Source organism: Bythopirellula polymerisocia (assembly GCF_007860015.1).
GTDB classification, from domain to species: Bacteria; Planctomycetota; Planctomycetia; order Pirellulales; family Lacipirellulaceae; genus Bythopirellula; species Bythopirellula polymerisocia.
Genome location: NZ_SJPS01000006.1, coordinates 232,650 through 257,282, shown reverse-complemented (window position 1 = coordinate 257,282; position 24,633 = coordinate 232,650). Strand labels below are relative to the sequence as shown.

Annotated in this window: 21 protein-coding genes; 8 read left to right on the top strand and 13 right to left on the bottom strand. The window is 53.6% G+C overall.

Features of this window, described 5'->3' with window-relative positions:
• Nucleotides 1-47: 47 nt before the first annotated feature.
• Entirely contained in the window at nucleotides 48-641 is a 594-nt protein-coding gene (locus Pla144_RS18665; protein WP_146452222.1) for a transposase, read from the bottom strand.
• Nucleotides 642-728: 87 nt separating this feature from the next.
• Entirely contained in the window at nucleotides 729-2,297 is a 1,569-nt protein-coding gene (guaA, locus tag Pla144_RS18660; protein WP_197530817.1) for a glutamine-hydrolyzing GMP synthase, read from the bottom strand.
• A 204-nt stretch (nucleotides 2,298-2,501) separates the two neighbouring features.
• Here guaA and surE point away from each other — a divergent pair, with 204 nt between their 5' ends.
• The 3 genes from surE (at nucleotide 2,502) to Pla144_RS24740 (ending at nucleotide 4,945) form a co-directional block, all read left to right on the top strand.
• On the top strand, nucleotides 2,502-3,278 hold the full coding sequence (surE, locus tag Pla144_RS18655) for a 5'/3'-nucleotidase SurE (RefSeq protein WP_146452220.1): 777 nt from the start codon (nucleotides 2,502-2,504) through the stop codon (nucleotides 3,276-3,278).
• A gap of 75 nt (nucleotides 3,279-3,353) precedes the next feature.
• Nucleotides 3,354-4,103: a hypothetical protein gene (locus tag Pla144_RS18650; protein ID WP_146452219.1), complete on the top strand. Its 750-nt coding sequence runs from the start codon at nucleotides 3,354-3,356 to the stop codon at nucleotides 4,101-4,103.
• A gap of 86 nt (nucleotides 4,104-4,189) precedes the next feature.
• The gene (locus Pla144_RS24740) at nucleotides 4,190-4,945 is read left to right on the top strand and encodes a hypothetical protein (RefSeq protein ID WP_197530816.1); all 756 of its coding nucleotides are present in this window, start codon (nucleotides 4,190-4,192) and stop codon (nucleotides 4,943-4,945) included.
• A 1-nt stretch (nucleotide 4,946) separates the two neighbouring features.
• Here Pla144_RS24740 and Pla144_RS18640 read toward each other — a convergent pair whose 3' ends face one another.
• From Pla144_RS18640 to Pla144_RS24735, 9 genes are all read right to left on the bottom strand, one after another.
• Complete coding sequence (locus Pla144_RS18640; RefSeq protein WP_146452218.1) at nucleotides 4,947-5,516, bottom strand: hypothetical protein; 570 nt, start codon at nucleotides 5,514-5,516, stop codon at nucleotides 4,947-4,949.
• Nucleotides 5,517-5,530: 14 nt separating this feature from the next.
• Nucleotides 5,531-5,899: a hypothetical protein gene (locus tag Pla144_RS18635; RefSeq protein WP_146452217.1), complete on the bottom strand. Its 369-nt coding sequence runs from the start codon at nucleotides 5,897-5,899 to the stop codon at nucleotides 5,531-5,533.
• Between the two features lie 27 nt (nucleotides 5,900-5,926).
• Nucleotides 5,927-7,204, bottom strand: a complete 1,278-nt coding sequence (gene eno / locus Pla144_RS18630) for a phosphopyruvate hydratase (RefSeq protein WP_146452216.1) — start codon at nucleotides 7,202-7,204, stop codon at nucleotides 5,927-5,929.
• A gap of 138 nt (nucleotides 7,205-7,342) precedes the next feature.
• Nucleotides 7,343-8,473, bottom strand: a complete 1,131-nt coding sequence (locus tag Pla144_RS18625; RefSeq protein WP_146452215.1) for a hypothetical protein — start codon at nucleotides 8,471-8,473, stop codon at nucleotides 7,343-7,345.
• Between the two features lie 109 nt (nucleotides 8,474-8,582).
• Complete coding sequence (locus tag Pla144_RS18620) at nucleotides 8,583-12,545, bottom strand: FtsK/SpoIIIE domain-containing protein (RefSeq protein ID WP_146452214.1); 3,963 nt, start codon at nucleotides 12,543-12,545, stop codon at nucleotides 8,583-8,585.
• Nucleotides 12,533-12,757 (bottom strand): hypothetical protein, encoded by a 225-nt coding sequence (locus tag Pla144_RS18615; RefSeq protein ID WP_146452213.1) that lies wholly within the window; start codon nucleotides 12,755-12,757, stop codon nucleotides 12,533-12,535. The genes Pla144_RS18620 and Pla144_RS18615 overlap by 13 nt, the downstream gene beginning before the upstream one ends.
• A gap of 2 nt (nucleotides 12,758-12,759) precedes the next feature.
• Nucleotides 12,760-13,329, bottom strand: a complete 570-nt coding sequence (locus Pla144_RS18610; protein ID WP_146452212.1) for a hypothetical protein — start codon at nucleotides 13,327-13,329, stop codon at nucleotides 12,760-12,762.
• A 112-nt stretch (nucleotides 13,330-13,441) separates the two neighbouring features.
• Entirely contained in the window at nucleotides 13,442-13,714 is a 273-nt protein-coding gene (locus Pla144_RS18605; RefSeq protein ID WP_146452211.1) for a WXG100 family type VII secretion target, read from the bottom strand.
• 302 nt (nucleotides 13,715-14,016) lie between these two features.
• A complete protein-coding gene (locus Pla144_RS24735) occupies nucleotides 14,017-17,505 on the bottom strand; it encodes an aminotransferase class I/II-fold pyridoxal phosphate-dependent enzyme (protein ID WP_197530815.1) in 3,489 nt (1,162 codons plus the stop codon).
• Nucleotides 17,506-18,291: 786 nt separating this feature from the next.
• Here Pla144_RS24735 and Pla144_RS18590 point away from each other — a divergent pair.
• Nucleotides 18,292-18,477: a hypothetical protein gene (locus Pla144_RS18590; protein WP_146452210.1), complete on the top strand. Its 186-nt coding sequence runs from the start codon at nucleotides 18,292-18,294 to the stop codon at nucleotides 18,475-18,477.
• 63 nt (nucleotides 18,478-18,540) lie between these two features.
• Here Pla144_RS18590 and Pla144_RS18585 read toward each other — a convergent pair whose 3' ends face one another.
• Nucleotides 18,541-20,187 (bottom strand): BBP7 family outer membrane beta-barrel protein, encoded by a 1,647-nt coding sequence (locus Pla144_RS18585; RefSeq protein ID WP_146452209.1) that lies wholly within the window; start codon nucleotides 20,185-20,187, stop codon nucleotides 18,541-18,543.
• Between the two features lie 406 nt (nucleotides 20,188-20,593).
• Between Pla144_RS18585 and Pla144_RS18580 the strand changes: the two genes are divergently transcribed.
• From Pla144_RS18580 to trmB, 4 genes are all read left to right on the top strand, one after another.
• Entirely contained in the window at nucleotides 20,594-21,571 is a 978-nt protein-coding gene (locus Pla144_RS18580) for a hypothetical protein (RefSeq protein ID WP_146452208.1), read from the top strand.
• Between the two features lie 102 nt (nucleotides 21,572-21,673).
• A complete protein-coding gene (locus tag Pla144_RS25605) occupies nucleotides 21,674-21,772 on the top strand; it encodes a 50S ribosomal protein bL37 (protein WP_390622054.1) in 99 nt (32 codons plus the stop codon).
• Nucleotides 21,773-21,855: 83 nt separating this feature from the next.
• On the top strand, nucleotides 21,856-22,377 hold the full coding sequence (locus Pla144_RS18575) for a 3-hydroxyacyl-ACP dehydratase FabZ family protein (protein WP_146452207.1): 522 nt from the start codon (nucleotides 21,856-21,858) through the stop codon (nucleotides 22,375-22,377).
• 18 nt (nucleotides 22,378-22,395) lie between these two features.
• Nucleotides 22,396-23,037, top strand: a complete 642-nt coding sequence (gene trmB, locus Pla144_RS18570; protein ID WP_146452206.1) for a tRNA (guanosine(46)-N7)-methyltransferase TrmB — start codon at nucleotides 22,396-22,398, stop codon at nucleotides 23,035-23,037.
• 15 nt (nucleotides 23,038-23,052) lie between these two features.
• Here the strand turns inward: trmB and Pla144_RS18565 are convergent, their stop codons facing one another.
• Nucleotides 23,053-24,633 (bottom strand): amidophosphoribosyltransferase, encoded by a 1,581-nt coding sequence (locus Pla144_RS18565; protein ID WP_146452205.1) that lies wholly within the window; start codon nucleotides 24,631-24,633, stop codon nucleotides 23,053-23,055.

The following is a 24,633-nucleotide window of genomic DNA, read 5'->3' as shown; positions in this document are numbered from 1 at the left end:
GAACTGGTTGCTGAAGCAACCAGTCCGTAGGGGTTGGACTGGTCGCTTCAGCGACCAGTTTGATAGCGTCTATAGGGTACACCTTCAATGAACGCCTTAAGCTCCATCGCACGCTTCAAGCCGCGTTCCAATTCGATTTGCACACGGGTGTGGGGGTAGTCGCGATAGTCTCTGACGACTCCTTGCCGCTCACCTTGAGTAAGAGTATAGCGAAACGCCAGGCGACATTGCTTCTCATCGCGCAGGCAATCATCAAAGTAATCTCGATTCCCAGCGGATCGCCAAAATGGCAACCGCCGCTCAGGGAGCAGGTCGTTGACCAACTGTGCCACTGAACCGTGCAAATGCTGTATCAGCGGACCTAGATTTTCACCGGTCCTGAGGTATCCCAGTGTATGGTAGTGGTTGTCCAAAAGAGACGTAACCCAAGGAAAGAATTCGTACTTGGTGGTGTAGTGATTAACCCGCTCCCAGAAAATGTGTTTCGCATCATCCCCGGCAAATGCCGGATACCGCTCACGGCAGCGGGCAGTAATGAAATAGACTTGGTTGTCCAGGTACCAGTGTTCGTAGCGGTGCTCTCCTCGGAATACCTCCGTTTTGGTCGCGGAGCTTTTGCGGAGTTTTTTAAAGTGACTCATGGGTTTTGTTTTCTCGTGTTTCACTGGTCGCTCAAGCGACCAGCCCGATCAGCTTTGGACTGGTCACTTTAGTGACCAGTCGTCCCGTCACTCCCATTCAATCGTCGCTGGGGGTTTGGAGCTGATGTCGTACACCACGCGGTTGACCCCTTTGACCTCATTAATGATACGAGTCGAAATTCGAGCGAGTAAATCGTAGGGCAAATGGCTCCAGTCGGCGGTCATGAAATCATCAGTGTTCACACACCGCACTGCAAGGGCATCGTCGTAGGTGCGGCTATCGCCCATTACACCGACACTCTGTACGGGAAGTAGCACCGCGAACGCCTGCGAGGTAGCCCGATACAATCCAGCCGCTTTGATTTCACCGACCACAATGGCATCCGCGGCCCGTAGGGTGTCGAGTCGCTCGCGAGTAACTTCCCCCAGGCAGCGCACGGCAAGCCCGGGTCCAGGAAAGGGATGCCGCCAGACAATTTCCTCGGGAAGTCCTAGTTGTAGACCGAGTCGCCGGACTTCGTCCTTGAAAAGATCCCGCAGTGGTTCAATAAGCTCGAATCCAAGTTCGTCCGGCAAGCCACCGACGTTATGGTGCAGCTTAATCGTGTCGGCAGGCCCATCGCGGGAGGCCCCACTTTCGATCACGTCGGGATAGAGCGTTCCTTGGGCCAGGTATTTCGCGCCCTCGATACGCTTCGCCTCTTGGGCAAAACAGTCGATGAATGTGTGTCCGATGCGCCGACGCTTCTCTTGTGGGTCCGTCACTCCGGCGAGAGCCGTCAGAAATTGCTCTTCAGCCTTTACCACGTGGAGGTCCGTTTGAAAGTGCTTAGTGAATTCCTCGATAACTGCTTTTTCTTCGTCGAGTCGCAAGAGGCCATTGTCAACCAGGATACATGACAATTGCGGACCAATCGCGGCAGCTAACATGGCAGCGACGACCGAAGAATCGACTCCACCAGAGAGCCCACAAATCACGCGGTCAGTGCCTACCGACTGACGGATCTGAGCGATCGTCTCAGTGGCAAAGTCGCCTAGTTGCCAAGTGCCGGTTGTGCCGCATATGTTTCGCAAAAAATTGCCAAGCAGTTTGATCCCTTCGAGCGTGTGGGTCACTTCTGGGTGAAATTGCAGGCCATAGATGGGCCGAGAGCGATGCTTCACGGCGGCGAAGCGACAATCGTGTGTGCTGGCGAGTTGCTCAAAGTCTTCGGCAATGTTGGCTACCTGGTCACCGTGGCTCATCCAGACCTGGCTAACGGGAGCGACATCCTCAAACAAGGGGTCGGCTTGGTCGATCCGCCACTCCGCTCGGCCATATTCGCGCGAAGGAAAACTCTCGACCTTACCCCCTAAAACATGACAAGCAAGCTGCATTCCGTAGCAGATACCCAGGATGGGAATACCCAGGTCGAACAGCTCGGGATCGCACTGAGGGGCCCCCTCGGCGTAGACACTCGCGGGGCCGCCGGAAAAGATCAACCCCAAAGGTGCTAACTCGCGGACCCGCTCGGCTGCGATGTTGTGCCGCACAATCTCGCAGTACACATGCTGCTCCCGGACCCGACGGGCGATTAATTGGGCGAATTGCGAACCAAAGTCCAGCACCAACACTCTCTCGGCGGTTGTACTGCTTTGGGTGGTTTGGGTCGTCATGGTCTGAATCCGTGTGACGCGTTGCATCGCGGCTATTGGGAAAACGAGCCATTATAGAGGCCACTAGCTGCTATGCAACGCGCCGCTGGGAGCCCCTAGGCGTTGTCATTTCGCCACACTAAGTTGAATTTTCACACCGCAAAGCGTTATGATGTAGAAAGCAGCAACGAAGACGCAAATCCCTACTAGACGGACAGTTACGGCATGAAAATCCTTCTTACAAACGACGACGGCATCTATGCCCCTGGTTTAGCAGCCATGGAACGCCAGTTGCAACATTTAGGAGAAGTGACCGTTGCCGCTCCGCTCACCGAGCAAAGTGGCGTGGGCCACTCGATCACCTATCTGAAGCCACTGATGGCACGGGAGGTGTTCGACGACGCGGGCCGCCGACGTGGTTGGGCCGTGGAAGGAAGCCCAGCAGATTGCGTGAAGTTAGCAATTTGTGCCCTCCTACCTGACAGACCCGATTTGGTGGTCAGCGGCATCAACAGTGGCATGAACGCCGGTATCAACGTCCTGTACTCCGGCACGGTGGCAGCGGCAATTGAAGGAGCTTTTTTTGGAACAACCAGCGTCGCGGTTTCGCTCGAGTTTCACGAGGCAGCCCGTTATGACGTTGCAGCGGAATTGGCCGTCGGCGTGATCGAACAGATGCTCAGCCAGGAAAAAGCAAAACATCACCTATACAACATGAACATCCCCATGATGGCGCTAGACAATCCGGCTGAAGTGAAAGTCGTACCGATGGCGACCTCCCCTTGGGGCGAAGATTTTCGCAAAAAGATAGACCCGCGTGGCCGCCCCTATTACTGGGCCAACGGCCTTCAACCTGACCCACCTAGCCATGAAGAGACTGACCTGTCCGCTCTCCGAGCGGGAAAAATTACGCTCACGCCGCTGAACTTCGACATGACTCATCGCAGCAAGCTGGCGGAGATGAGAGAATGGAACCTAACGAATGTGGAATGTCAGATGTGAAATCATTGATCCGAATGATCAGACATTTGCTGTTCGACATTTCAAAGTTCAAATCGTTATTAAATGGAAAACCCGATGAAAACCAAATCACTCCTCGCCGTGTCGCTACTTATTATCCCGATGGCGGCTTGCGACGTGCCTGATATCGAAACCGGACCGGTGGCCAGTACACCAGCGCCGAAGTCGACTACGGCAGGCGAACCTGCCGGACAAGGCGATGGCGAACTGTTCGGCAAGGAAGATTGGTATTTGCCTGATGGTCGTATCGACATGTCTGGCGTCGAGGGAGAACCACCGATGACCACGGGGGTGCCCCGCGAAGTGAAACCCAAAGACCCTAAGCAGGGAAAACTCTCGCGCAGATCAGGTGGTGCACTGGGCACGAACATGCAGGCTATCCCTTGGGTGAAGAACGAAACCACTTTTAACCTGGTGATCAAACCGGCCCTGATGCAGTATGAAATCATCCACTCGCAATACCCGAAGAACCACCAAGAATTTATGGAAAAGTTTATTCCGGAGATGTGTCCTCAGGTGTTGCCATTGCCCGAGCTCGAACCCGGCGACGAATACCTTTACGATCCCGAAGACAACTTGCTGAAAATCTGGCGACCTGCCGAGGCGACCCCCGAGTTGCGGGCGAAGTATCTCGGTGAAAAAGCTGACTCCGATTCCGCTGGGGTGCCTGCCGATGCAGCGGCTGAATCCGTGGCCGACGCCACGGCAACACCTGTCGATCCTTCTGAATCCACCGAGTCCGAAAATGTTAGCATTCGCGGGCGGGCAGAGGCATTAAATCGAACTCGGCAAGCTCCGATCGAATAGTACTGCCACCTATCCCACTGCGAAATTTTCATTGCTGATAAAAATCTCTTCTCCAATTCTCACCTCTTCTCCCACCGATACACATCATGACTAATCGCATTCCACAGTTTGTATGGCGGCTCCTGTTCGCAGTTGCCTTGTTGGCCGTGTTTCTCTCGTCACGTTCGCGTGGGGCTGAGTGTGCAAGTTGCTACACTTTGGCGACTGCTGCCCCCTTTGTGCCGCAGGCCGATAGCTGGGTATTTGCCCCGAGTCGCTACACGCATGATCCGGCTACCGGTTCTCGTGTGGCCCAGTATGACCCGATTGCACCCGTGGAACCCTTGCCCGACCAGCGGATCGTGACCAGCGGTTATAGCCGCACTCGGACCGTCTTGCGCGGAGCGGATGGTTCATCGAGCGCGAACTATGTTGTCACCAACTATGGCAACGGCAGAGGCGGAATGGATGCCGAGTGGGAACGATTCCATGACGCCTGGCGCGGTTCGACTGTTGCGGGCGGCAACTACTTTGGCATCTCCGGCGGGTTTCCCGGCTATGGTCCCTATGGTGGGGGCTACGGCGGAGGTTATGGACAAGGCTATGGCGGCGGTGGCTATCCAGGTTACGACCAAGGTTTTCGTGGACCGGGAGGTGTTCCAGGTCCTGGTTTTACCTCGCCAAGCTACGGTTACGGTTCCGCGGGGCCAGATCCTCGCCGGCTTGATCCGGACGCAGCCGATGGCTACCACGATGGTGCCTGGCGTCGCGAGCCGAATCGTGAGTTCTTCCGTCCGATTCCTCAGGCAGGGTTTGAGAAGGAGTATCACGGGCCCTACCCTCCTCACAAGCCCAAGCCGTAGGTTACCGGACAGGTCGATTTCCACGAACGCTTTTCACAGCATCGATCGCCTGGCCCTTTTGGAAAACTCGATAATTGAGGATCAACCACTGGTCGGCGGTCTTTTGCCAATCGATTTCTAATTGATCAAAGTAGAAGACTCGACCACCTGAGCGGGTGTGGACACCATCGACTCGACCGCGGAAGAAGGCCGTCGCTTGAAGTGGCACTGCTGTTTCATCGAGTTCGATTCGAATTGCAGTGGCACCGGCGTCTTTTATTTTCACCTGGGGCATTAAGGACTCGGCGTCGGCACGCACCTTGTTTGCAGAGGGATCGACTAGTGCCAGCACCGCTGCAAGATCATTGACCTCAAGAGCATTGGTTAGCTGCAAAATCGACTCTTCGACCTTCTCACGCTCCGTAACAACTACTTTCTCGGCAAGAACCAAGAGCAGCGTGATTGCAATCACTACCACGAGGGCAATTATCGACGCAAGCGACCGACGGGCAAAGACCAAGACCAAACAGAGCGTAGTAAACACCGCCCCAGCGGACCAGATCGGCAACGGATTCTCAAGCAGCAATGTCATATGTTCGATCTTCGTTAGCCGCGACGCTCTGCTGAGTCCTGCTCAGCGATAGCGGAGCGCGAGAACAGGCGTTCTCGCACCAGCATCCCCAGCGATGCTAACGTTATCACCGATAATGTGACAACCAACGGCCAAAGTTTGACCTGCGTTTCACCAGGTTGAGAATAGTGCGGCACCCCCGAAGACGACTTGCGGCCAGTCGAATCCTCATTGATATCGAGTGACCCCTCCGCCACGGCTGTGCGAGCCTGGCCCTGGCGCTCGATATTCGCTTGTCGATCCCCAAACTTCCCCCCTGTGGCTAAGATCGCCACAAGCCCTACCGCTGGGAAGATGGCAAACCAGAGCCAGGGGGAATCAGTGATGGGGGGTTGGGATTGCATAGCAGCGTCGGTTTTAAATGTGCCTGACTACCGCCGGGGAAATAGTGGTCCGCCGTATTGAGCCGCGTCGCCTAGTTGCTCCTCGATTCTCAGGAGCTGGTTGTACTTGGCCAAGCGGTCACTGCGAGAGGCGGAGCCAGTTTTAATTTGACCGGTAGCCAGAGCCACGGCCAGATCAGCAATGGTGGCGTCTTCGGTCTCACCGCTTCGGTGGCTGGCGATGCTAGTGAAGCCATTGCGATGGGCCAAGGTAATTGCGTCTATTGTCTCGGTGAGCGTTCCTATCTGGTTCACCTTGATGAGGATGCTGTTGCCGATCCCCTCGTCGATGCCGCGTTGAAGCCGTTCGACGTTGGTCACAAACAGGTCGTCGCCGACGAGCTGACACTTGTCACCGATGCGGTCGGTGAGCAATTTCCAGCCTTCCCAATCGTCTTCGCTGCAACCGTCTTCAATCGAGCAAATGGGATACTTGTCCAACCAACTTGCCAACAAGTCAACCATGCCACCGGAATCAATTTGCTTGCCGTCGATGGTATAGACCTTCTTGTCGCTGTCGTAAAATTCGGTTGCCGCGCAGTCCATGGCAAACCAAACTTGCTCACCCGGTTTATACCCTGCCTTCTCAATGGCAGTGAGTATTACGTCGAATGCCTCCGCGTTAGCACCAAGGTCGGGGGCAAAGCCACCCTCGTCCCCCACGGCCGTATTGAGTTTCTTGTCCTGAAGTACTTTTTTAAGATTATGGAAGATCTCGCAGCCGCAGCGCAGCGATTCGCTGAACGTTTCAAAGCCCAGAGGCATGACCATGAATTCTTGGATGTCGACCGAGTTGTCGGCGTGCTCTCCTCCATTGAGTATGTTCATCATCGGTGCGGGCAAGAGACGTGCGTTCGAACCGCCGAGATACCGGTAGAGCGGCATTTCGCAATAACTGGCGCCTGCATGTGCTGTCGCCAGAGAGACACCAAGAATTGCATTCGCACCGAGGTTCTTTTTGTTTGGCGTTCCATCTAGTTCAAGCATCATTCCGTCAATCGCCATCTGATCGAGAGCATCCATCCCGATCAGTTCGTCAGCTATCTTCGTGTTGATGTTCTCTATGGCCTTGGAAACGCCCTTGCCGAGATAGACGCTCTTATCACCATCACGGAGTTCCCATGCTTCGTGGGCCCCGGTACTCGCGCCGCTAGGCACGGCTGCCGTGCCAACGGTGCCATCAACGAGGGTAACGTCCACCTCAACGGTAGGATTGCCGCGGCTGTCTAGAATCTGCCGGCCATGGATATCGACGATAGTGCTCATACGGGATCTCTCCTGAATATGGGTATTTGAGTTGTATGTCTATTAGAATCCCCATTTTATAGCGAGAGTACCGGCTGTCGAGGCGCAACTAAACAGCCGGGGGATTGCAAATCTCCGGCGTGGCGGTGGAGAAAGGGTCTACCCGAGACGCCGCAACTTACTCACTCGACCGGTGGCTACCCATTCAGCGACAAAAATATTCCCGTCTTTGTCGAAACAAGCATCGTGAGGATGGATAAATTTTCCGGAAAGCCACTTGGATTCATCGGTTCGAATACTGAATCCGCCGGTGTCCCGCTGGTCTTGCTGAATCCGTTTGGTATCGGTTCCCAAATGAGCAATTACCTCGTTGTTCTTATCCAACAGAGTAACACGGGCCACCAATTCTGACACTAACATGACATCGCCGTATGTATCGACATTCGCCGGCCATAAAAAGCCATCTAGAGTTTGCTGATGCTCACCCCCCAAAGTGAACCATTGAAGACGGTCAAATTCGCGGTCGGCCACCACAACCAACGGCTCGCCACCTCGATTGTCGATCCAGATACCATGCGGCAATTTGAAGGTGCCATCCTTTTTGTTGGTTGGATCACCAGGCTCACCAAACGAACTCACCCAATTAGCGTCTCGGTCGTAGCGATGGATTCGATAGGCGCCATAGCCATCGATCAGCAGAAATCCACCCTCCGAAAGAAACGCGATGTTAGTCGGAATAAAGCGATCACGGCCCCAAGGGTTGTCGTCCCGCTTTCTGGGGAAAGAGTCTTCCCCTTTGGCATAAACACCACTTTTCATTGGTGCCCCTTTGCGCCAGACCTGCTCACCTGCGGTGGTGAGCTTGGCGAACGATCGCTGCTGTTGGTAGGCACAGACATACAAGAAATCTTCACCGTCTTCGTTGCGGATCTCAAGGCCATGCCCTCCACCAACGAATTGCTCGCCGAAAGCGCGCATGAATTTTCCGGTCTCGTCAAACACAAAAATTGTAGGATGTTCGGGATTCTCAAACTTACCTTCGTGAATCACATACAAGTTTCCCTCGCTATCGAACGCGACGTTGTGGGTCGTTTGCCAATGGTACTTATCGGGTAGCTGAGGAAAAGAATGCTGCACTTCATATTGATACTCACCGCTCCCGACAATCGGATTGGAATTGGTTTTCCGCGCGGTGACGATGGCAGGTGTGGCAAAAGTTGCTGCGGCACCAACGAGGCTCGTTTGCAGAAAACGGCGACGAGAGGACTCGGACTGCTTGGAGCTATTCATGACAAGATTCCTTGGAGAAGGACAAAGTGATGCGATCTTAACGCATTCGTAGGAGATCACATTATAGAGGACCAGGTCCTAAGGTCCATGCACCTCGAGAGGGCTTCGCTTAAGCTCTGCCGACTTTGCGTACAGCATTTTGCTCTGCAAGCCAGGCAAGCCACTCAGCACTCGGTCTGCCGTAGGGACGGAATTTGGTGCTCGTGCCCAAGTCGTCGCGATAGAAAATGGCCCGATGCTCACCCAGTCGCCCCGCGGCTGGGGAATCGATCAGGCTCGTAGAATCGACAGGGCTCATCTGCAAGGCGACACGATAGTCCACCTCCCGCATGGCAATGCGATCCAGAGCACGGGTCAAGCTGTTTTGTGAATCGCACCAGACAAGAAAGTGAATGCCTACTGCTGGTCCCTCTCGCAGAATTTCACGAAACTGATCGTCAGTCGCCCGCGGCTTGTCATCATTCGTTGAGCCGACGGAGAAGCTGAATTCTTTTTCGGTCACACGCAGGTCTCGGAATTGGGCCAGATCGTAAATGACTACAAACTGAGGTTGGTATTCCTGATCGAGATCTGCATTGCGTCGGGATAGCTCGTCAGCCAATCGTGAGATCACTTGCGGAGTCTCGCGGAGAGAGCAGACGCTCACTCGTCCAGGTATTGCGTCGGCCACCTTTTGCCAGGCACCTTGATCAGGTGATTCACTTCGCATGCCGTTCAGAATTGTGATATGTGGATTGCCTTTAATAAATTGAGAAGCCAAGGTCGCGACGGCCGTGGAAAGAATGCCGAGTGCCAAGGGCTCATCTTGTCCAACGATCAGCAAGTGATTCCCTCCCTGGCGGCGAAAAGTCATCTGTGTCGGTGGCTCGATTCGCACGGCTGAACCTAGCCAAGTCGTGGGTTCGACGATCGGCAAGTCGGATCCACAAGCGATCAGCTCGACGAGAGCCTCGTTCTGCAGTGGGTTGGCAGGGAGATTCCCCTCGAACACAATTGCTGGTTCAGACGTGATTTCTTCGGCAAGTTGACGTTCTCTGATTTCTGTCAGATACTGCTGCCGCTGTCGGTCAGCAAGCCACACTACCTGGAAAAGATGATTTCCTTCGACCATGCCGTTTTGGTCGTTGTAGATTGCCTCGCCAGGTCGATTGAGAAGTCTGGCTGCCGAATTGTCATCGCTAAGTATCAGATGGGCATCTGCCTCACTGCATTCCAAGGCAATGCGGACCGCCATCTGGCCGATTGTGCTGCGGGCCAACGAGTAGGCCCCGGCCAGGGTTTGCGATCCCAGTAGCACGTGAATCCCAAAGGCACGTCCTTGACGCACCAAGCGGTCTAATAGCAAAGCGGCGTCTTGAGCGAGCTTGTCGTCGGAGACAAATAGTTCCTGGAATTCGTCGATAACTAGCAGCTGGCGGGGCAAGTGCTCTCCCGATTCACGCCGGTAGCCAGCCAGGTCCTGTACGCCAAGACTGCGGAATCGTTCTCCTCGGCTTTTGAGTTCGTCATCCAGTCGTTCCAATACGCTCACCCCAAATTCTCTCTCGCTCTCGATGGCGATGACCCGCGCATGGGGTAATTTGTGAGTGGCGTAAGTCTTGAATTCCACGCCTTTCTTGAAGTCGACCAGGTAGAACTCGACTTCCTTCGGACTGTAGTACAACGCCAGATTGGTAACCAAGGCATGCAGCAAGGTACTCTTGCCGGAGCCGGTCTTACCAGAAATCAGGGCATGTTGAGCCGTTCCCTTGCCAAGTCGTAACGATTGCAATTCGTTGGCACCTGCTCGACCAATGGGCACCACCAATTCCTCCGCAGCACTGCCCGTCCAAATCTGTTCTGGGCCGGGTGCGACCACCTCGAACGGGACCTCTACCCGACTGGCAGCCCGTGATTCCTCGCCTGCGTATCTTAGAATTTCGTTGAGTTTGTTTTTGGGGGGAAGTTGGTCCAACTTAAGAGTAAGTTTTTCAAATAGTGGATATCGCCACCTCAGACGGTCATTGGCCCAATCGAGGTGTACCGCGCCGTTGAGCATGTCATCTAGAGAGAATTCCGCTGGAAGTTTGACAGAACTGTCGACACTCAGCACAGTATAAACACCGCAGCGAGGGCCAGTCGCGGCGATCGTCTTTATCTTACGTATCGACGCGTCACTTAATCCTGAGGGGAAGTTGGCCACGACCAACACATGAAAAGGCTCGGCGACTTCGCCTGCATGGGCGTTGTATTCGTGTATAGAAGCAAATTCGTTCCGCAAGTATTTCTGCAATACCTTTTCCATGTGATCCGACAGAAGCGAAAGCCGCTCATCGATTTGGCGAGAGTCAGTCCAGATTCGTTTGCCGACGAGTTGTTCGTCGTAGTCGGCCAAATGCATAAAGGTGGCAAAATTTTCCCCGAGGGCTGCAGGATCGATGATCGAGAATCGCAGTTTCCCAGCAGGAGCAGCCGTCAGGAACCGGAGCATGATGAGTTGCAGCAATTCGACCGCGACGCGTCGCCCTGCCCCGTCGGCTGTTATCATCAAGCGAGGACTTTCCGTGAGAGACATCCACGCCGGGAGCATGAGTTCCGTTTGCTCTGGAACGAGTCGCGGATCTGTCGAAAGTCCGTTTTTGACAGCTTGCAGCGGGAGTGCGCACTTGCCAAAGGAAATAACTGGCGGCAAAACGTCTAACCGTTGCCAATCCTCCCAAGCTGTCTTTGACCAATCGGGGAAAAACTGAGCGCATTGCGCCTGCATTTGACCAAGTTCATCGGAGATTTTCCGAAAGCCAGTCAGCCAGTTCTCGGCCATGGCATTCCACGCAGTGTCATGTTCTGATTGGGCCGACGTGGTGCAAGACTCATACAGGTCTTCATTTTCTTGGCAGGAAGCCTGCCGATCAATTGCCAGCTGGTCCAAGAGTGGAGGATATTGCTCGGCAGATGTATCCAGTGCGTCCTGTAGTTGGGATTCCAATTTCACCAACTGCTCTTCGAGCTTGCCTCGAGATTCCGCAAGTAATTCTTGTTTCTTTGCTTCAGCTACTTCGAGTGCCTGCTGGCGGGCCTCCTGGGCAGCGTTCAATCCTTCCTGTTTTCTCTCAAGAATCGCATCGGCTTCCTGACGGCTCCGAGCCTGAGCCTCTTGTCGTGCCTGCAATTCGCATCTTCGGGAATCCTTCACCAACAAAACGATTTTATTGTACGCATCGAGCGTAGCCCGCTTGGCCCGGGGCCCTAAGATGAGGTAACTCGCTCCCGTGACGAGGCCCCCTATCACAGGAGCCAAGAGAGCGCCGATCCATAGTGAACTCGAGAGAAAACTAGAGACAATCAACGCGGGAATTAGCAGGATAATGGTCGCAAGGATAAACCAAATAACAATGCGGTGATCTTCGAACAAGAGCGATGGAAGCTTCTGTGCTTGGAGCGCGAGGACTGCCTGATGCAATTCGGTAAGTGCTGCTTGCTGCTGATCTTCGCCGGTCCCCTCCGCGGTCGCTTCCGGAGACTGAGGTGGAGAATGCACTTCCTCTTCAGGAATGTTCTTCGCCAGCCTCCGCATTTGAAGTAGCGTGTTGGCATCCCGTAGTAGAGCATCAACTTGGGACTTACGCGTGTTGATGCGCTTGCCTGCCTGGTCGAGCAATAGTTGGGGAGTGTCCTTTGAGGCATCGAACACGGCCATTGCTTCCCATTGCTTTTCCTTATGAGTGCGTTCGATTCCAAGGAGCAACTGCTTATAGTCGACCTCAATCCGGTTTTGCTCCGCCTCCGACTTAGTTGAAATCGCTGCCTTGGCTTCTCGATGCTGCTGCCCGGCAGAAAGTTTCGCCTGGGAAAACTCGTTTTCCAAATCACGGCGCTGTTGTGTGAACTGCTTGGTGAGCCGATTTAAGGTAAGTTCACGCTCCTTTTCGGCTGCGGCGAGCTTGTCGGCCAATGTCTTGGAAATGTAGGCTTCGTCCGCGGCGCGCGTGTCGGCCAACTGCTGCAACTTTTGCATCAGTTCCAATTGGCGTCGAGTTGAAAGCTGCACTTTGGCCACATGTCTGACGCGTGAGCGTCCCGTTAACTTTCGCAATCGCGTTGCATCTTCTTCGTCAGATCCTGCATTCGCGATATTGCATCCAACGTTCTTTTGGTAACAGGTATGAGTGGTTCCAGGTATTGCTGGCTGAATTGCTGACTTACCTGATCCTGCCACGACTCGCTAACTTCTTGCCAGGCACGCTGCAAGTCTTCCATCGCATGCCGCATCTGTGCCGAACTCGTATCGAGGTCCCAAGGTCTCATGGTCAACTTTCTGGAGAGGGTGCGGCTCCGCTCGATTCGCTGTCTCTGGCTATTCGTGTTGCACCTGGAACTGCTTCTTGATAATCGGGGGGGCGCTCAATCTGATATCCTTCGACACGTCTTACGATAAGTTGTAGTTTGGCTCTGGCTGCCGGTAGTTCGGTCTCCAGAATTCTCTGCAAATGTCCGATGCGGCCACTGTATTCAAACATTTCATGGTTCATGACACCGCGCCAATGCTTCACCAAGCCCTTCTTGTCATGGCAGTAAGTGAGTCGATTCTTGGCCACAGCGAGTGCGGCACGCTCCTCACGGCACGCGGGTCGCTCGTCAGTGACCGCAAGAATTAAGCATCGTTCGACATCGAGCTTGGCCTGATGAACTGCATCGGCGGCTAACTTCTCTTGTTCCTTCCAAAAATGAGGACAATCTTGTTCCAGCCAGTTATTTGCCCGCTGCAGTTCCGCCGTCAAAGTATCGAGCGCTCCTTGCATACGTTTCTCAAATTGAGCTAACGCAGCTCGGAAACGTTCAATAGCTTCCACAGAATGCACATTCGCTGATTCGGACATGATTGTTGTTAGTCGTAAGTCGTAAGTCGTTGGTATTTGGTGGAAAGTTGGTAGTCATAGTAGAGTGTAATGGCCTACTAACGACTAACGACTTACCACCTTCCCCTTCCCTCTATTTCTGCTGCAAATACTCTTCGATCCGCTCGGCCTTTCTCATCAAGAAGGGGGCGTATTCGCGAGACGCTTCGATCGAACGGGCGATAAGTTTGAGATGATGTTCAAACTCCTCGGCAAATTTTCGATGTTCTTGATCTCGCCAACTACTGTTGAGAGTATGCAGTTGACTGGCGAGTGTATTGAGGCGGTCTTCAAGTTCAACATTGAATTGATTGAGTTGATGAGCAAACCGGCGTAATTCAGCAGGATCGACAATTGCTTGCGACATGAGGAGTCTCGCAGACTAGAGGATTTGAATGCGCAGCATCCATAGCGGATGATGCAATAATTCGTTCAATCGAACCTCAACCGAACGCGAATAAATTCTTATGCGAAGTAGCCCCGCAGAGCACGGAAAAAAAGTAATCTCCCCACTTTTAGTGTACTCAGGTACCGTAGGCCAGTAAAGCAAACGCCCAAAGCAGAGTTACCACAAGACAATCGGCCAGTATACTCAAACTAATCGGAACAATCAGACGCAGTGATGCTCAAGTATAAATGTACCGGTGGCCTTGGAGCGTTCCAGTCTATTTACCGAAACACTACGGAATCGCCAGCTGCCGTAGGAGCCGCCCGAAGCGAACGGCCATACTCTGGATCGATCTCGGCAAGAGCTTCGGCTACGGCTGCTACGGTCTGCCGAATCTGCGCTTCAGTATGCGTGCTTGTGATAAAGAAACGTAATCGTGCGGCACTCTCTTCCACAGCCGGGTAAAGAATGGGCTGCACATTGATTCCCTGCTCGAATAAGACGTAGGCAAGCCGCAAAGCATTCTCCGAATTCCCGGTGATGACCGGTACAACGGGCGTGTTATTGCTCGTGCCCGTGTTCAATTTTGCTTCCTGCGCGAGTTGCAAAAAGAGCCGAGAATTCCTCGCAAGTTGGGCAACACGCTCTGGTTCTTCTTGCAAGAGACGCAGGGAAGCCAACGCCGCAGCGGCATTGGGTGGGCTCAGGCCGACGCTATACACAAACCCTGGAGCCGTATACTTGAGGTACTCTACGAGTTCTTTGCTTCCAGCAATGTAACCTCCGCAACTGCCGAAGGACTTGCTGAGGGTTCCCATCCATAGATCAACGTCACGTGGCTCGATCTGAAAGTGTTCCGACATCCCACGACCATGCAGCCCCATGGTTCCCATCGAGTGAGCCTCGTCGACCATCAAGTAAGCCTTGTGGCGTTTCTTGACATCGACAAATTTGGGCAGGTCGGGATAGTCACCGTCCATACTGTAGACACCTTCGACCACAATCAACACCTTGTGGTATTCGTGGCGTAGTTCCGTGAGAATCTCGTCACATGCCTTCCAGTCATTATGGGGGAACGGGCGACGCCGAGCTCCAGATAGCATGGCTCCTTGCAAGATACTGTTATGAGACAGCGAATCGTGCAGGATCATGTCGCCTGAACCGAACAGGTGACCGATCGTCGTTTCATTGGTCGAGTGCCCCCCCACGAATACGATTGAATCTTCGGTCCCTATAAAATCGGCGATTGCTCGTTCGAGTTCAACGTGGATTGTTTTTTGGCCCGATACCACTCGACTAGCCGAAACGCTAGTGCCGAATTTAGCTACAGCATCTTGTACAGCATGGATTACAGCCGGGTCGCCAGACATGCCGAGATAGTTGTAGCTACTGAAGTTGATGTATTCTTTCCCACCAATCAAAGCCCGATCGTTAGTAATACCTTGATGGACATTGAAAAAGGGAATCGGCAGTCCCGACCGTTGCGCGATTTTCAGGTTCTGTCGCAAGCGGAGGTAATCGGCACTTTGGGCAAAATCGAAATCTTCTGGATGTACTTCGTAGTGGTCTGGCCGAGCCGAGCGTCGCTTCGCCGCTCCACCCATGTAACGCTGAATGGCCTCAACCACCTCGCCGCAAGTTTCCATGCTGGGCAAGACTTGTTCTGGAAATCGCCCTCCAAAGGCTTCTTCTAGCGAAGCGACAATCTCCATCCGCTCAAGAGAATCGAGACCCAGTTCCAAAATGCTGGTGTCCCAATTGAGTTCTCCCACGCGTTCGCGGCCAATCTCTCGAACCTTGGCATAGACCACGTCGGCAATCTCGGCCGTTTGCCCGACGGGGACTTTGGTGGGAAGTTTCCCGGGAGTAAGAGGACTAGGCCGAACGACAACACCGTTCGCATCGACCGTTCCCTCAGCAATCGAGGGTGATTCTGAGATCGTGTCCGAAGTATCCCCTTCTTCAACCCAGGTTGCTTCGTCCAAACGTTCGCGGCGGCGCAACGAAGGAGCAACCACTTCATCACCTGCTTCGTGCGACCAAGTGGCTACTGCCGCCAAAGTGCCTGCCAGGTATCCGTCTCGGCATGCATGCCGTTGAATCTTGCCACTGGAGGTCTTAGGAATGCTGCTTGCCTTGATCAATACCACTGCTGCAACGGACAAGTCGTGTACAAGGGCAACCCGTTTTCGAATTGCTTCCGTAATTTCGGAGAAGTTAAGATCCCGTCGGCGAACTACTTCTTGTACTATGACCAACTGCTCCGACCCGTCTTCCCCGACCACGACGGCCGCACCGGCTCCTGATACGACATCGGGGTGGGCTGCTTGGACAGTTTGCTCAATGTCCTGAGGATAGTGATTAACCCCACGGATGATGATCAAATCTTTTAGTCGCCCCGTGACGAACAATTCGCCTTCGAGGAGAAAACCCAAATCCCCAGTTCGCAGGAAGGGACCGCGTCCATCTTGCAGGCGGGCCTGAAAAAAATCGCGAGAGAGGTCGTCTCGCTTCCAATAGCCACCTGCCACACTGGGACCCGTGACCCAAATCTCACCGACCTTGCTATCGCCCAAATTGGCAAACGTCTCCGGGTCGGTAATGACGATTTGCTGATCGAGCAAATTGCCTCCACTCCCGACGAGCAGGCGAGAGCCCTCCGCTCCAGGTGTCGTTTCGATAACGTTGTTCTGCTCCAGACCGGCGATATCAAAAGCTCGGATATCGGGGGGAGATTGCTTGAATCCCCCCGTCACGATCAGGGTAGCTTCAGCCAGGCCATAGCAGGGGTAGAATGCTTCCTGACGGAAACCGCACTCTGCAAATGCCTCGGAAAATCGCTTGATTGTTTCAGCTCTAACTGGCTCGGCACCGTTGAAGGCCAAGGCCCAATTGCTTAGATCGAGGGTCGCTTTCTGTTCGCTTGTGACTTTTTGAGTGCAGAGATCGTAAGCAAAATTTGGCCCGCCAGAGATCGTAGCGCGCGTTTGCGAAACGACCTGGAGCCAGCGAACTGGTTTCTGTAAGAAGTGGGTAGGCGAGAGCAGTGTGTTCGAACGCCCCATGTGTAGCGGCTGCAGGATCCCGCCGATGAGTCCCATGTCATGATACAAGGGCAGCCAGAAGACACCGCTACCAGAGCGGGTGTGTTCAAATGCGTAGGCGATCATCGCCGAGTTATGCATTAGATTCGCGTGGGAGAGCATCACCCCTTTCGGCGATCCAGTCGAACCCGAAGTGTACTGCAAGAATGCAAGCGTATCGCCATGGACATCGGGACGCTGCCAACTGTTGGCCCATTCGTCGTCCCACTGATCAGTGGCGCGCCAACGAATTCGCTGCAACGACGGCGTATCGCCGATCATTGTCTGCACTCGCTCCAGCACGTCGACGGTCGTGAGGGCGACTTTGGCTTCGGCATCGTTTGCAATCGCATCGATGCGAGCCATGTTGCGATTGCGGCGCGGCGGATATGCCGGCACAGCGGTCACACCGGCATACAAGCAACCAAAAAACGCTGCAACAAAATCCAGTCCAGAAGGGTACAGAAGCAATGCCCGCTCCCCTTCCAGATCAAGGGATTGGAGCGACACGGCGATTGAGCGTGCTTTGCGATCGAGATCGGCATAGGTCCATTCGATGGTTTCGTGCTCACCATCGACGATATACCGAAAGCCAACATCGTCTCCTTGGTGCAGAGCGCGATGCTGCAACAACTCTACGAGATTGGAAGGACCAAAGAACGAACCAGGCAAATGATCCAGATGCACGACTAATACCAATTCTCAAACAGGAATATCGATACTCATAAACACATCAATGCGAGCCATAAGGCGCGAGGTAACGGGTTACCGGCGCGTCGCACGTATGGCGAGCAGCAGGACGGGATATAACAACTTAGTTTGGCTTCGAACCGCAGCATCAATTATTCACTGGGACTGGAAGGCGCCGGTCTCGACAATCCTCGTCACGGCAAGAATCTATCTGCGAACGGTCGCACAAGCGGGAACAAAGCTTAACTGCCAGCGCCACGTCATCGGTCCAACGATGCGAGACACCCCCTGCTGTGAGAGGCGGCTGAGACCAACGAAAACTCGCCATGTATTGTAAATGCCAGTCATACAGTATGCACCCCCTACGGGAGGAAAATCGAAAACCCGATCAATTTCAGCGGATTTCACTAGGTAATCAGGTCAGAACCTCTCCTCAATCGACATGATGGCATTCGTGACCAGAGGATAAATCGCTAAGAATCTATCCCCACGGAATAATTCGAACGTAAATCAAGGCCGTCCGCTAGGTTACGGACAATGCCTCGTAAATGGCTAAGCAGAAAAGTCATCCCTATCGTGGTGTTCGACAGCGCCATTACGTCTTACCACGCTGCATGATTCTCCAGCAATTGAGCGCCTTAAGCTTCGAGAGTTCATCTAACTATCCAAAATGACAGCAAACTGGCCCCATCCACTTGCTGCAAATTCTATTTGCAGCGATAATAAGAAAAGTCAAATAGAGATCACCAAGCAAAGTTTTTCGTACCCATAAGGAACATCAAGTTGCTTACCGAGAACGAAGTTTCACGTACCTGGAGTCGTTTATTCAAAGATGGCCTCTCCGAAGAGGCTTTTGATAATGCCGACAACTTGTTGACGGAATTGCGTCCTGAGAGTCCGCTGCGACATCGATTGGAGTTGGAACTCGGAGAATTGCGCAAGATGCTTTCAAATCAAGTGAAGGCCTAAAGAAAAACGCCCCGGGATTGCAATCCCGGGGCGTTAAATGTTTCTTTAGTGATTCAGGCTCGTCTAAAAGACCGCTTCAAAACCGAAGTCCACACCGTTGATGAGGACATCTTGCTCACCGCCCCGCAAGATGCCAAGGTCGGGAATGAACCAGTTCACTGTTTCAGAGGCACGAGTAATGTTGTCTATGAACATTCCTGTGTAGCCGAGTTTGGCAGCTATCGATTTGGTGATTTGATAACTACCATCGACACGAATCTCTGCCATCGGCGAGAAGTTCTGTTGCTGCCTTCCATAGTTCACAGCGTGGGGTTGAGCGAAGATCGGCGAATTAACTGCCCCAGGTTGTAAGTCCTCGCCTATTGCACCGTTTTGGGTTTGGTCTTGGATGTTGTAACCAAACATAAACCGACCATCGAGTCCCAGGTTCCAGCGACCTCGTTGCTTTGACCATCTACCACGGACTTGTGGTCCTACGATTTGATTCTCTGCACCAGTCGTGGCATAGGTGCGACCGAGGATGCCCCCGTCACCATCAAAGGTGAATTCGTCATTCAATCGAAAGTAACGGAGACCGCAACTGAGTTCGACAAATTCACCCTGGCGGCTGACCGGCAGATGACGATTGTCAAGCTGAACAGTCTTCATAAGTTCGATGCCATCTGACTCCGTAAAATTGCGTACTTCAAACCGCTCGAAAGATACATTGAACGTATGCAAATCGTCGTAGTCGATACCATTGCCAATTATAATCTCCTCGCCATCTTCATCGAGGACAGACACGACGAAGAAAGTGACATTGTTCCCATTCAGGTCGTCCGCCTGACCATCACCACCGCTGTCAACAACGACGAGATCTATACTAGGAGTTCCGTCTGCAGAGATGACGATATTGGCTACGACTACATTACGTCCTGGGCCGAATCGATTTTCAGATTGGCTCGAGCCAGGTTGGTCATTGGGAATATTCACATTGTAGTCAACAAATCCTTTGAGGAAGTCTTGGGGAGTACGAAAGTTAACATGAACGGAACCCCAGCCATAACGTGAAGTTGCAAAGTCATTTGAACCCGTTCCAGGTACCCCCAAAAAATAAGGAGCAAAGTTAACAAAGTCGAATCCATAGTTGAGGAAGTTGGGATCAAAGATGTCAGTGAGATTATTGCCCACCTGAGGAATAATCGGGAGCGTGTTGGGTATGTCGAGTTCTTGAAAACCGTAGCGCTCGTAATGATTGATTTCCGGACCATCGAGGATACCGATTGACCAGCCATTCTGTCCTTGGTAGTAGCCGAACTCATAGCGAGTGCCTGACCCGAACTTAGCGCTGGGCGGAGCATCCTGAATGCTATTGTTGATCTGATACTGTTGAGGGACTTCGCCAAATGAGAAGGGACTATCACCGTAGATCAGTTCTGATTCAACAAATAGGTTTGGATCACCGACGGTAATCCTCTGTCCGGTCACGGCCCAAAAGACCTTTTCGTAGCCAAAGAAATAGCCGCATTGTTGCCGAATCGGCCGACACTCAAAGTCGAAATCAACCGGTGCAAAAAACTGCAGGTCGTGATTGGGGTTGTCCAACAAGAGCGGTGTCGGGTTAGGGCCTTCGAGCGGTAGCTCGTGGTGAATTTGCGCCTGACTTACGGCGGTACTCATCGTAATAAGCAGACTGGCGGCAACCCAATTTATGATTTTTGGAGCGGTCATAGCTTCCCACTATCCCTGTCGCAGGCACCTCAAGGAGAGGTGCAGTTTCGTTGGTCCAGCCCCCACGAGGGCACTAAAATCGGACGATCTGTGCTGGTAGTATCGGAAAGGATGGTCGCACGGGTTGAGTAAGTTCGGTAAACTCTGACGAAAATAGCGATTCTCCGGCCATGCATTGCTAGCGTGATTCCAAGGAAAGAGCCCGATTCTGGAGCCCAATGCCGTGATCTGGCGGGTTTGTTCCCCGTGACCGCCGGGGATATACTTCTTGCTAGTCGCTAGCTGTAGCCGACATAGTCGCCATTCGCTCCGCGAAAGTTGCGTTTCTTCCGCGGAGCGAAAGGCGACTATGATCCTGAGAGCTGCCTGCCCGTAAATGCATCTAACCTGACCAAGGAGAAATCCATTGAATATTTCGCTCCGCTTCCCCCTTCGTCTGGCAACAGCCCTGCTGGTTTGCCTCCCGGCAGCATGGGTGGCATGGCTGACCGTCCCGGGCTCCGTGCAGGCTAAACCAGCCGTGGTTGAAGCCGAGCCAGCCTTGGGCGAAGAGTGGGTGCGAGTTAGCAAGGATGAGAACGGCGATCCGACAGCTCTAGAGGTGGCAATCGTGCGCTATCTGCCAGCAAAGCTTGCCAAGCAATATCGGCAGGCGAAGCCGACCGCGGACTTGCCCCCGGCACGTCAGTACGTGGATTTGATCGGAGCTGTCCATGTCGGCGATTCCAGCTACTACACCCAATTGAATCGCCGCTTTCGACAATATCAGGCTTTACTCTATGAGTTAGTGGCTCCCCCCGGAACACGGGTTGAACGGGGCCGTGGCACGTCGAACCTCCATCCTGTGGGTGCACTGCAAAACAGCATGAAGTCACTCCTGGAAGTCGAGCACCAGTTGGAACAGGTCGATTACACACGTCCCAACTTCGTCCATGCTGATATGTCTCCTGAGGAGTTCGCCTCGTCCATGTCTAACCGCAACGAGAGCTTCATGCAGATGTACACCCGCATGATGGGGCAGGCAATCGCACTGCAAACAGAGCAGGCGGCTCAGGGCGAATCGACCGATTTCGAGCTTTTTACGGCCATGTTCTCCGAAGACCGTCCCCGCATGTTGAAGACCGCCATCGCCAAACAGTTCCAATCGATGGAGTCTGTTCTGACAGGTATGTCGGGCCCTGAGGGATCGACGCTCATCACGGAGCGCAATAAACGGGCTCTCGAAGTGCTAAGAAAACAGCTTCGATCTGGTAAGCAGAAGATTGGCATCTTTTACGGCGCCGGGCATCTGACAGACATGCACGAGCGACTTGTGAAGGATTTTGGCTACGAACCCGTGGGAATCGTATGGCTCGAGGCGTGGAATCTGCGTGAGAAACCGTAACTGGGAGTGCTGAACGGGGGCTCTCCGCACTTCCCGACAGGGCTTCTGCATGTTAGAATCCTAGCCTACCTAATTATTTCGCTAGTTTGAAAGGGACCTCCTATGGCCAAGCCTGGTCGCAAAGTTAAGAAAGCTAATCACGGCAAGCGCCCCGCTTGCAGCCGCCCCCGTAAGAGCCGTCGTCAAAAGGTCCGTACGTAATCTAGCTCTGTTTCATCATTCCGCGGCGTTTCAGCTGCTGCAGAGTGGTGCCCGGGAGATAATTCGGCTAAGGAATTTGCGTCGTGGCAGGCAAAGATTGGATACTCGATCCCGAATCGCTCGATTATTCCAATATCGTGGCGGATGTTGAAGAAATTCGTAAGGTGAATTCCCAACGTGGTGCGATGGAGCATCTTACCGCGATCATCTTCGACGATGCCAACATCAATATCTGCGCTGGCTACCTTGATGTGGCCGACACGGAGTTTTGGGTCCCTGGCCATATGCCTGGCCTACCTCTCATGCCTGGAGTGATTATCTGCGAGGCCGCTGCGCAGATGTGTTCCTACCATGCCCTTAAGCACAATCTGCTGGGTTGTGAGATAATGGGTTTCGGAGCGCTTAATAATGTCAGGTTTCGCGGTGCGGTAATTCCAGGAGACCGACTCACGGTAGTTTGTAAACTAACCAAGATGCGTCGGGGCCGGATCGTGGTCAGCCGTTTCCAGGCGATTGTCGGTGCGAATCTGGTTTGTGATGGCGAGATTAGTGGGATCCCCCTGCCGACCGACGAACTCCGCAAGCTGGCGACTCGCAGCAACTAAGCAGGCTACTTTGCAGTTATGGGCCGACGTGCTCTTCCCAAAATTGAACCGCAACTTGACCTGTCGGCGCATTTTCGCACGCTGGAAGAATTGCCCCAGCCTTGGAATCCGAACGCATTGTTCACCAAGGACGCTCCTCTTGAGGTTGAAATTGGCAGCGGCAAGGGTCTGTTCCTCCAGAACGCTGCCTCGAGTTGTCCTCAACACAATTTTTTGGGCATCGAAATGGCCCATAAGTATGCCCGCTTTACCGCGGCTCGACTGGCCAAGCGAGGACTTCGAAATGCCTTGGCCGTTCAAGGAGACGGTTTGCGGCTCATGCGGGAAATGATTCCCGACAACACACTCACGGCAGTGCATGTTTACTTCCCCGATCCGTGGTGGAAGAAGCGGCACCACAAGCGCCGAGTACTTAACGAGCCCTTTCTAGTCGATGTCTACCGGACGCTTAGGACTCAAGGACGGTTCCATTTTTGGACCGACGTTCAGGACTATTTCGAAGCGACGTTGCAACTGATTGCCGCACATACCAGATTCGTTGGGCCTCTCGACGTGGAGGAAAAACCTCCGGAGCACGACCTCGACTTCCGCACCCACTTTGAACGTCGAACGCGACTCAACGAACAACCTGTTTACCGCGCTGAATTTATCAAAAAATAGTGGAATGTCGCGTGATCAGTGAGAACTGGCCGTTTCATAGGTGCGGATTGAATCGTCGCTATCGCCTCGACTGTTCTCCAGAGCGATTCCGTAGAGTTGCTGACCGCACGGGGTCGGATATTCACCCGTTATACAGGCCCGACATAAGTGATCGGCAGGCTTAGCGACTGCACGAGCTATGGATTCGACGGGCAAGTAGCGAAGCGAATCCGCGCCAATCTCAGCAGCCATCGCCGAGAACATCTCGACCGAGCTTTGCCCCGGTTTTTGAAACGGCGGGGCGAATAACTCGCTGATCGTCGACATGTCTATGCCATAGAAGCAGGGAGCAATAATGGGTGGGCACGCCACGCGCACATGGATCTCACGAGCGTGCCCCACTTCCCTGATCTTGGAGATGAGTACTCGCATGGTGGTAGAACGCACGATGGAGTCCTCAACCAGGATGACCTTCTTGTCGGCAAGTACCTCGGGAAGGGGCGTGTACTTAATCGCAGCTTTGGCGACCCGGTCGCTCCCCCCTTCGATGAATGTGCGACCTGAATAGCGATTGCGGATGAGACCCTCGATGCTGGGAATCCCCAATTGAAAGGCCATCGAGTCGGCCGCAGCCTTGCTGGTATCGGGAACTGGCACAACGATGGTGTCTTCATCCAAAGGCAAGTCTTCCATACGGGCCAGCTCCTCGCCGAGTGCCTTGCGGGCAAGATAGACGCTTCGATCATCGAGCGTACTGGCGACATTTGAAAAATATATCCACTCGAAGAAACAATGGGCCCTTTCAGGAATGTCGCTGAATCGCTCGATCTGGATGCCGGCATCGGTAATGGAAATGGCCTGTCCCGCCTCTAGTGGACGAATTGAATCAGCCTTAAAACCTAAGTTCACAAGCGCGACACTTTCACTGGCCGCCGCAAAAAGGGGGCCCTCGATTGCATAACACATCGGCTTGATGCCCAATGGATCGCGTGCCACCAGCATATCACCTTGTGCATTAAGCATGGCCAGGCTGTAAGCGCCGTCGAGTCTCGTGGACAGATTCCGCATCAAATCAATCAACGGAAGATTGCGGTCGCCCGAGAGCTCTCGGCTGATTTCGTGCATGAGGATCTCAGTATCGGTTGCACGGGCCAAGTGATGATCATCCTCGGCCAGCAACTTATCACGCAACTGGGCATAATTGGCGAGCTGCCCATTGAAGGCAAAGCTAAACCACTTGAGTTTCTGCAAGTGATGCCGTTCGAAGGGTTGTGCAAAGCTGCAATCGTCTCCTCCACAAGTGGCATAGCGGACATGGCCGATCGCAGCCCGACCGACGTACTCGCGCATGAGGCTTTCTGCTTTGCCGCGATGATTGAGCCGAAACACTTGAGTAACTGGTCCCAATTTGCGGTAGGTGTCGATGAGCTGGTTGCGATGCGGGTTGTATGTCGTGAAACCCGCGGAGAGTTGTCCTCGATTCTGGATATCAAGCAGCATCCGCGGCATGAGCCGCGATACTTCCTCAGGACCTTGCGAAGTACAAAGAGGGCTCGCTGGCTGGCCGGGCAAGTGGTAGATGGCCGCGACGCCACACTCGTGAAATAATTCGCTCAT

Coding starts and splice junctions, on each gene's coding strand:
- eno (WP_146452216.1), bottom strand. CDS start 7,204: ATGAGCACTATCGTCGATATCCATGGCCGGCAGATTCTAGACAGCCGC.
- Pla144_RS18605 (WP_146452211.1), bottom strand. CDS start 13,714: ATGTCGCAAGCAATTGTCGATCCTGCTGAATTACGCCGGTTTGCTCAT.
- guaA (WP_197530817.1), bottom strand. CDS start 2,297: ATGACGACCCAAACCACCCAAAGCAGTACAACCGCCGAGAGAGTGTTG.
- Pla144_RS18615 (WP_146452213.1), bottom strand. CDS start 12,757: ATGAGACCTTGGGACCTCGATACGAGTTCGGCACAGATGCGGCATGCG.
- Pla144_RS18640 (WP_146452218.1), bottom strand. CDS start 5,516: ATGACATTGCTGCTTGAGAATCCGTTGCCGATCTGGTCCGCTGGGGCG.
- Pla144_RS18610 (WP_146452212.1), bottom strand. CDS start 13,329: ATGTCCGAATCAGCGAATGTGCATTCTGTGGAAGCTATTGAACGTTTC.
- Pla144_RS18650 (WP_146452219.1), top strand. CDS start 3,354: ATGAAAACCAAATCACTCCTCGCCGTGTCGCTACTTATTATCCCGATG.
- trmB (WP_146452206.1), top strand. CDS start 22,396: ATGGGCCGACGTGCTCTTCCCAAAATTGAACCGCAACTTGACCTGTCG.
- Pla144_RS18635 (WP_146452217.1), bottom strand. CDS start 5,899: ATGCAATCCCAACCCCCCATCACTGATTCCCCCTGGCTCTGGTTTGCC.
- Pla144_RS18585 (WP_146452209.1), bottom strand. CDS start 20,187: ATGACCGCTCCAAAAATCATAAATTGGGTTGCCGCCAGTCTGCTTATT.
- Pla144_RS25605 (WP_390622054.1), top strand. CDS start 21,674: ATGGCCAAGCCTGGTCGCAAAGTTAAGAAAGCTAATCACGGCAAGCGC.
- Pla144_RS18665 (WP_146452222.1), bottom strand. CDS start 641: ATGAGTCACTTTAAAAAACTCCGCAAAAGCTCCGCGACCAAAACGGAG.
- surE (WP_146452220.1), top strand. CDS start 2,502: ATGAAAATCCTTCTTACAAACGACGACGGCATCTATGCCCCTGGTTTA.
- Pla144_RS18625 (WP_146452215.1), bottom strand. CDS start 8,473: ATGAATAGCTCCAAGCAGTCCGAGTCCTCTCGTCGCCGTTTTCTGCAA.
- Pla144_RS24740 (WP_197530816.1), top strand. CDS start 4,190: ATGACTAATCGCATTCCACAGTTTGTATGGCGGCTCCTGTTCGCAGTT.
- Pla144_RS18565 (WP_146452205.1), bottom strand. CDS start 24,633: ATGAGCGAATTATTTCACGAGTGTGGCGTCGCGGCCATCTACCACTTG.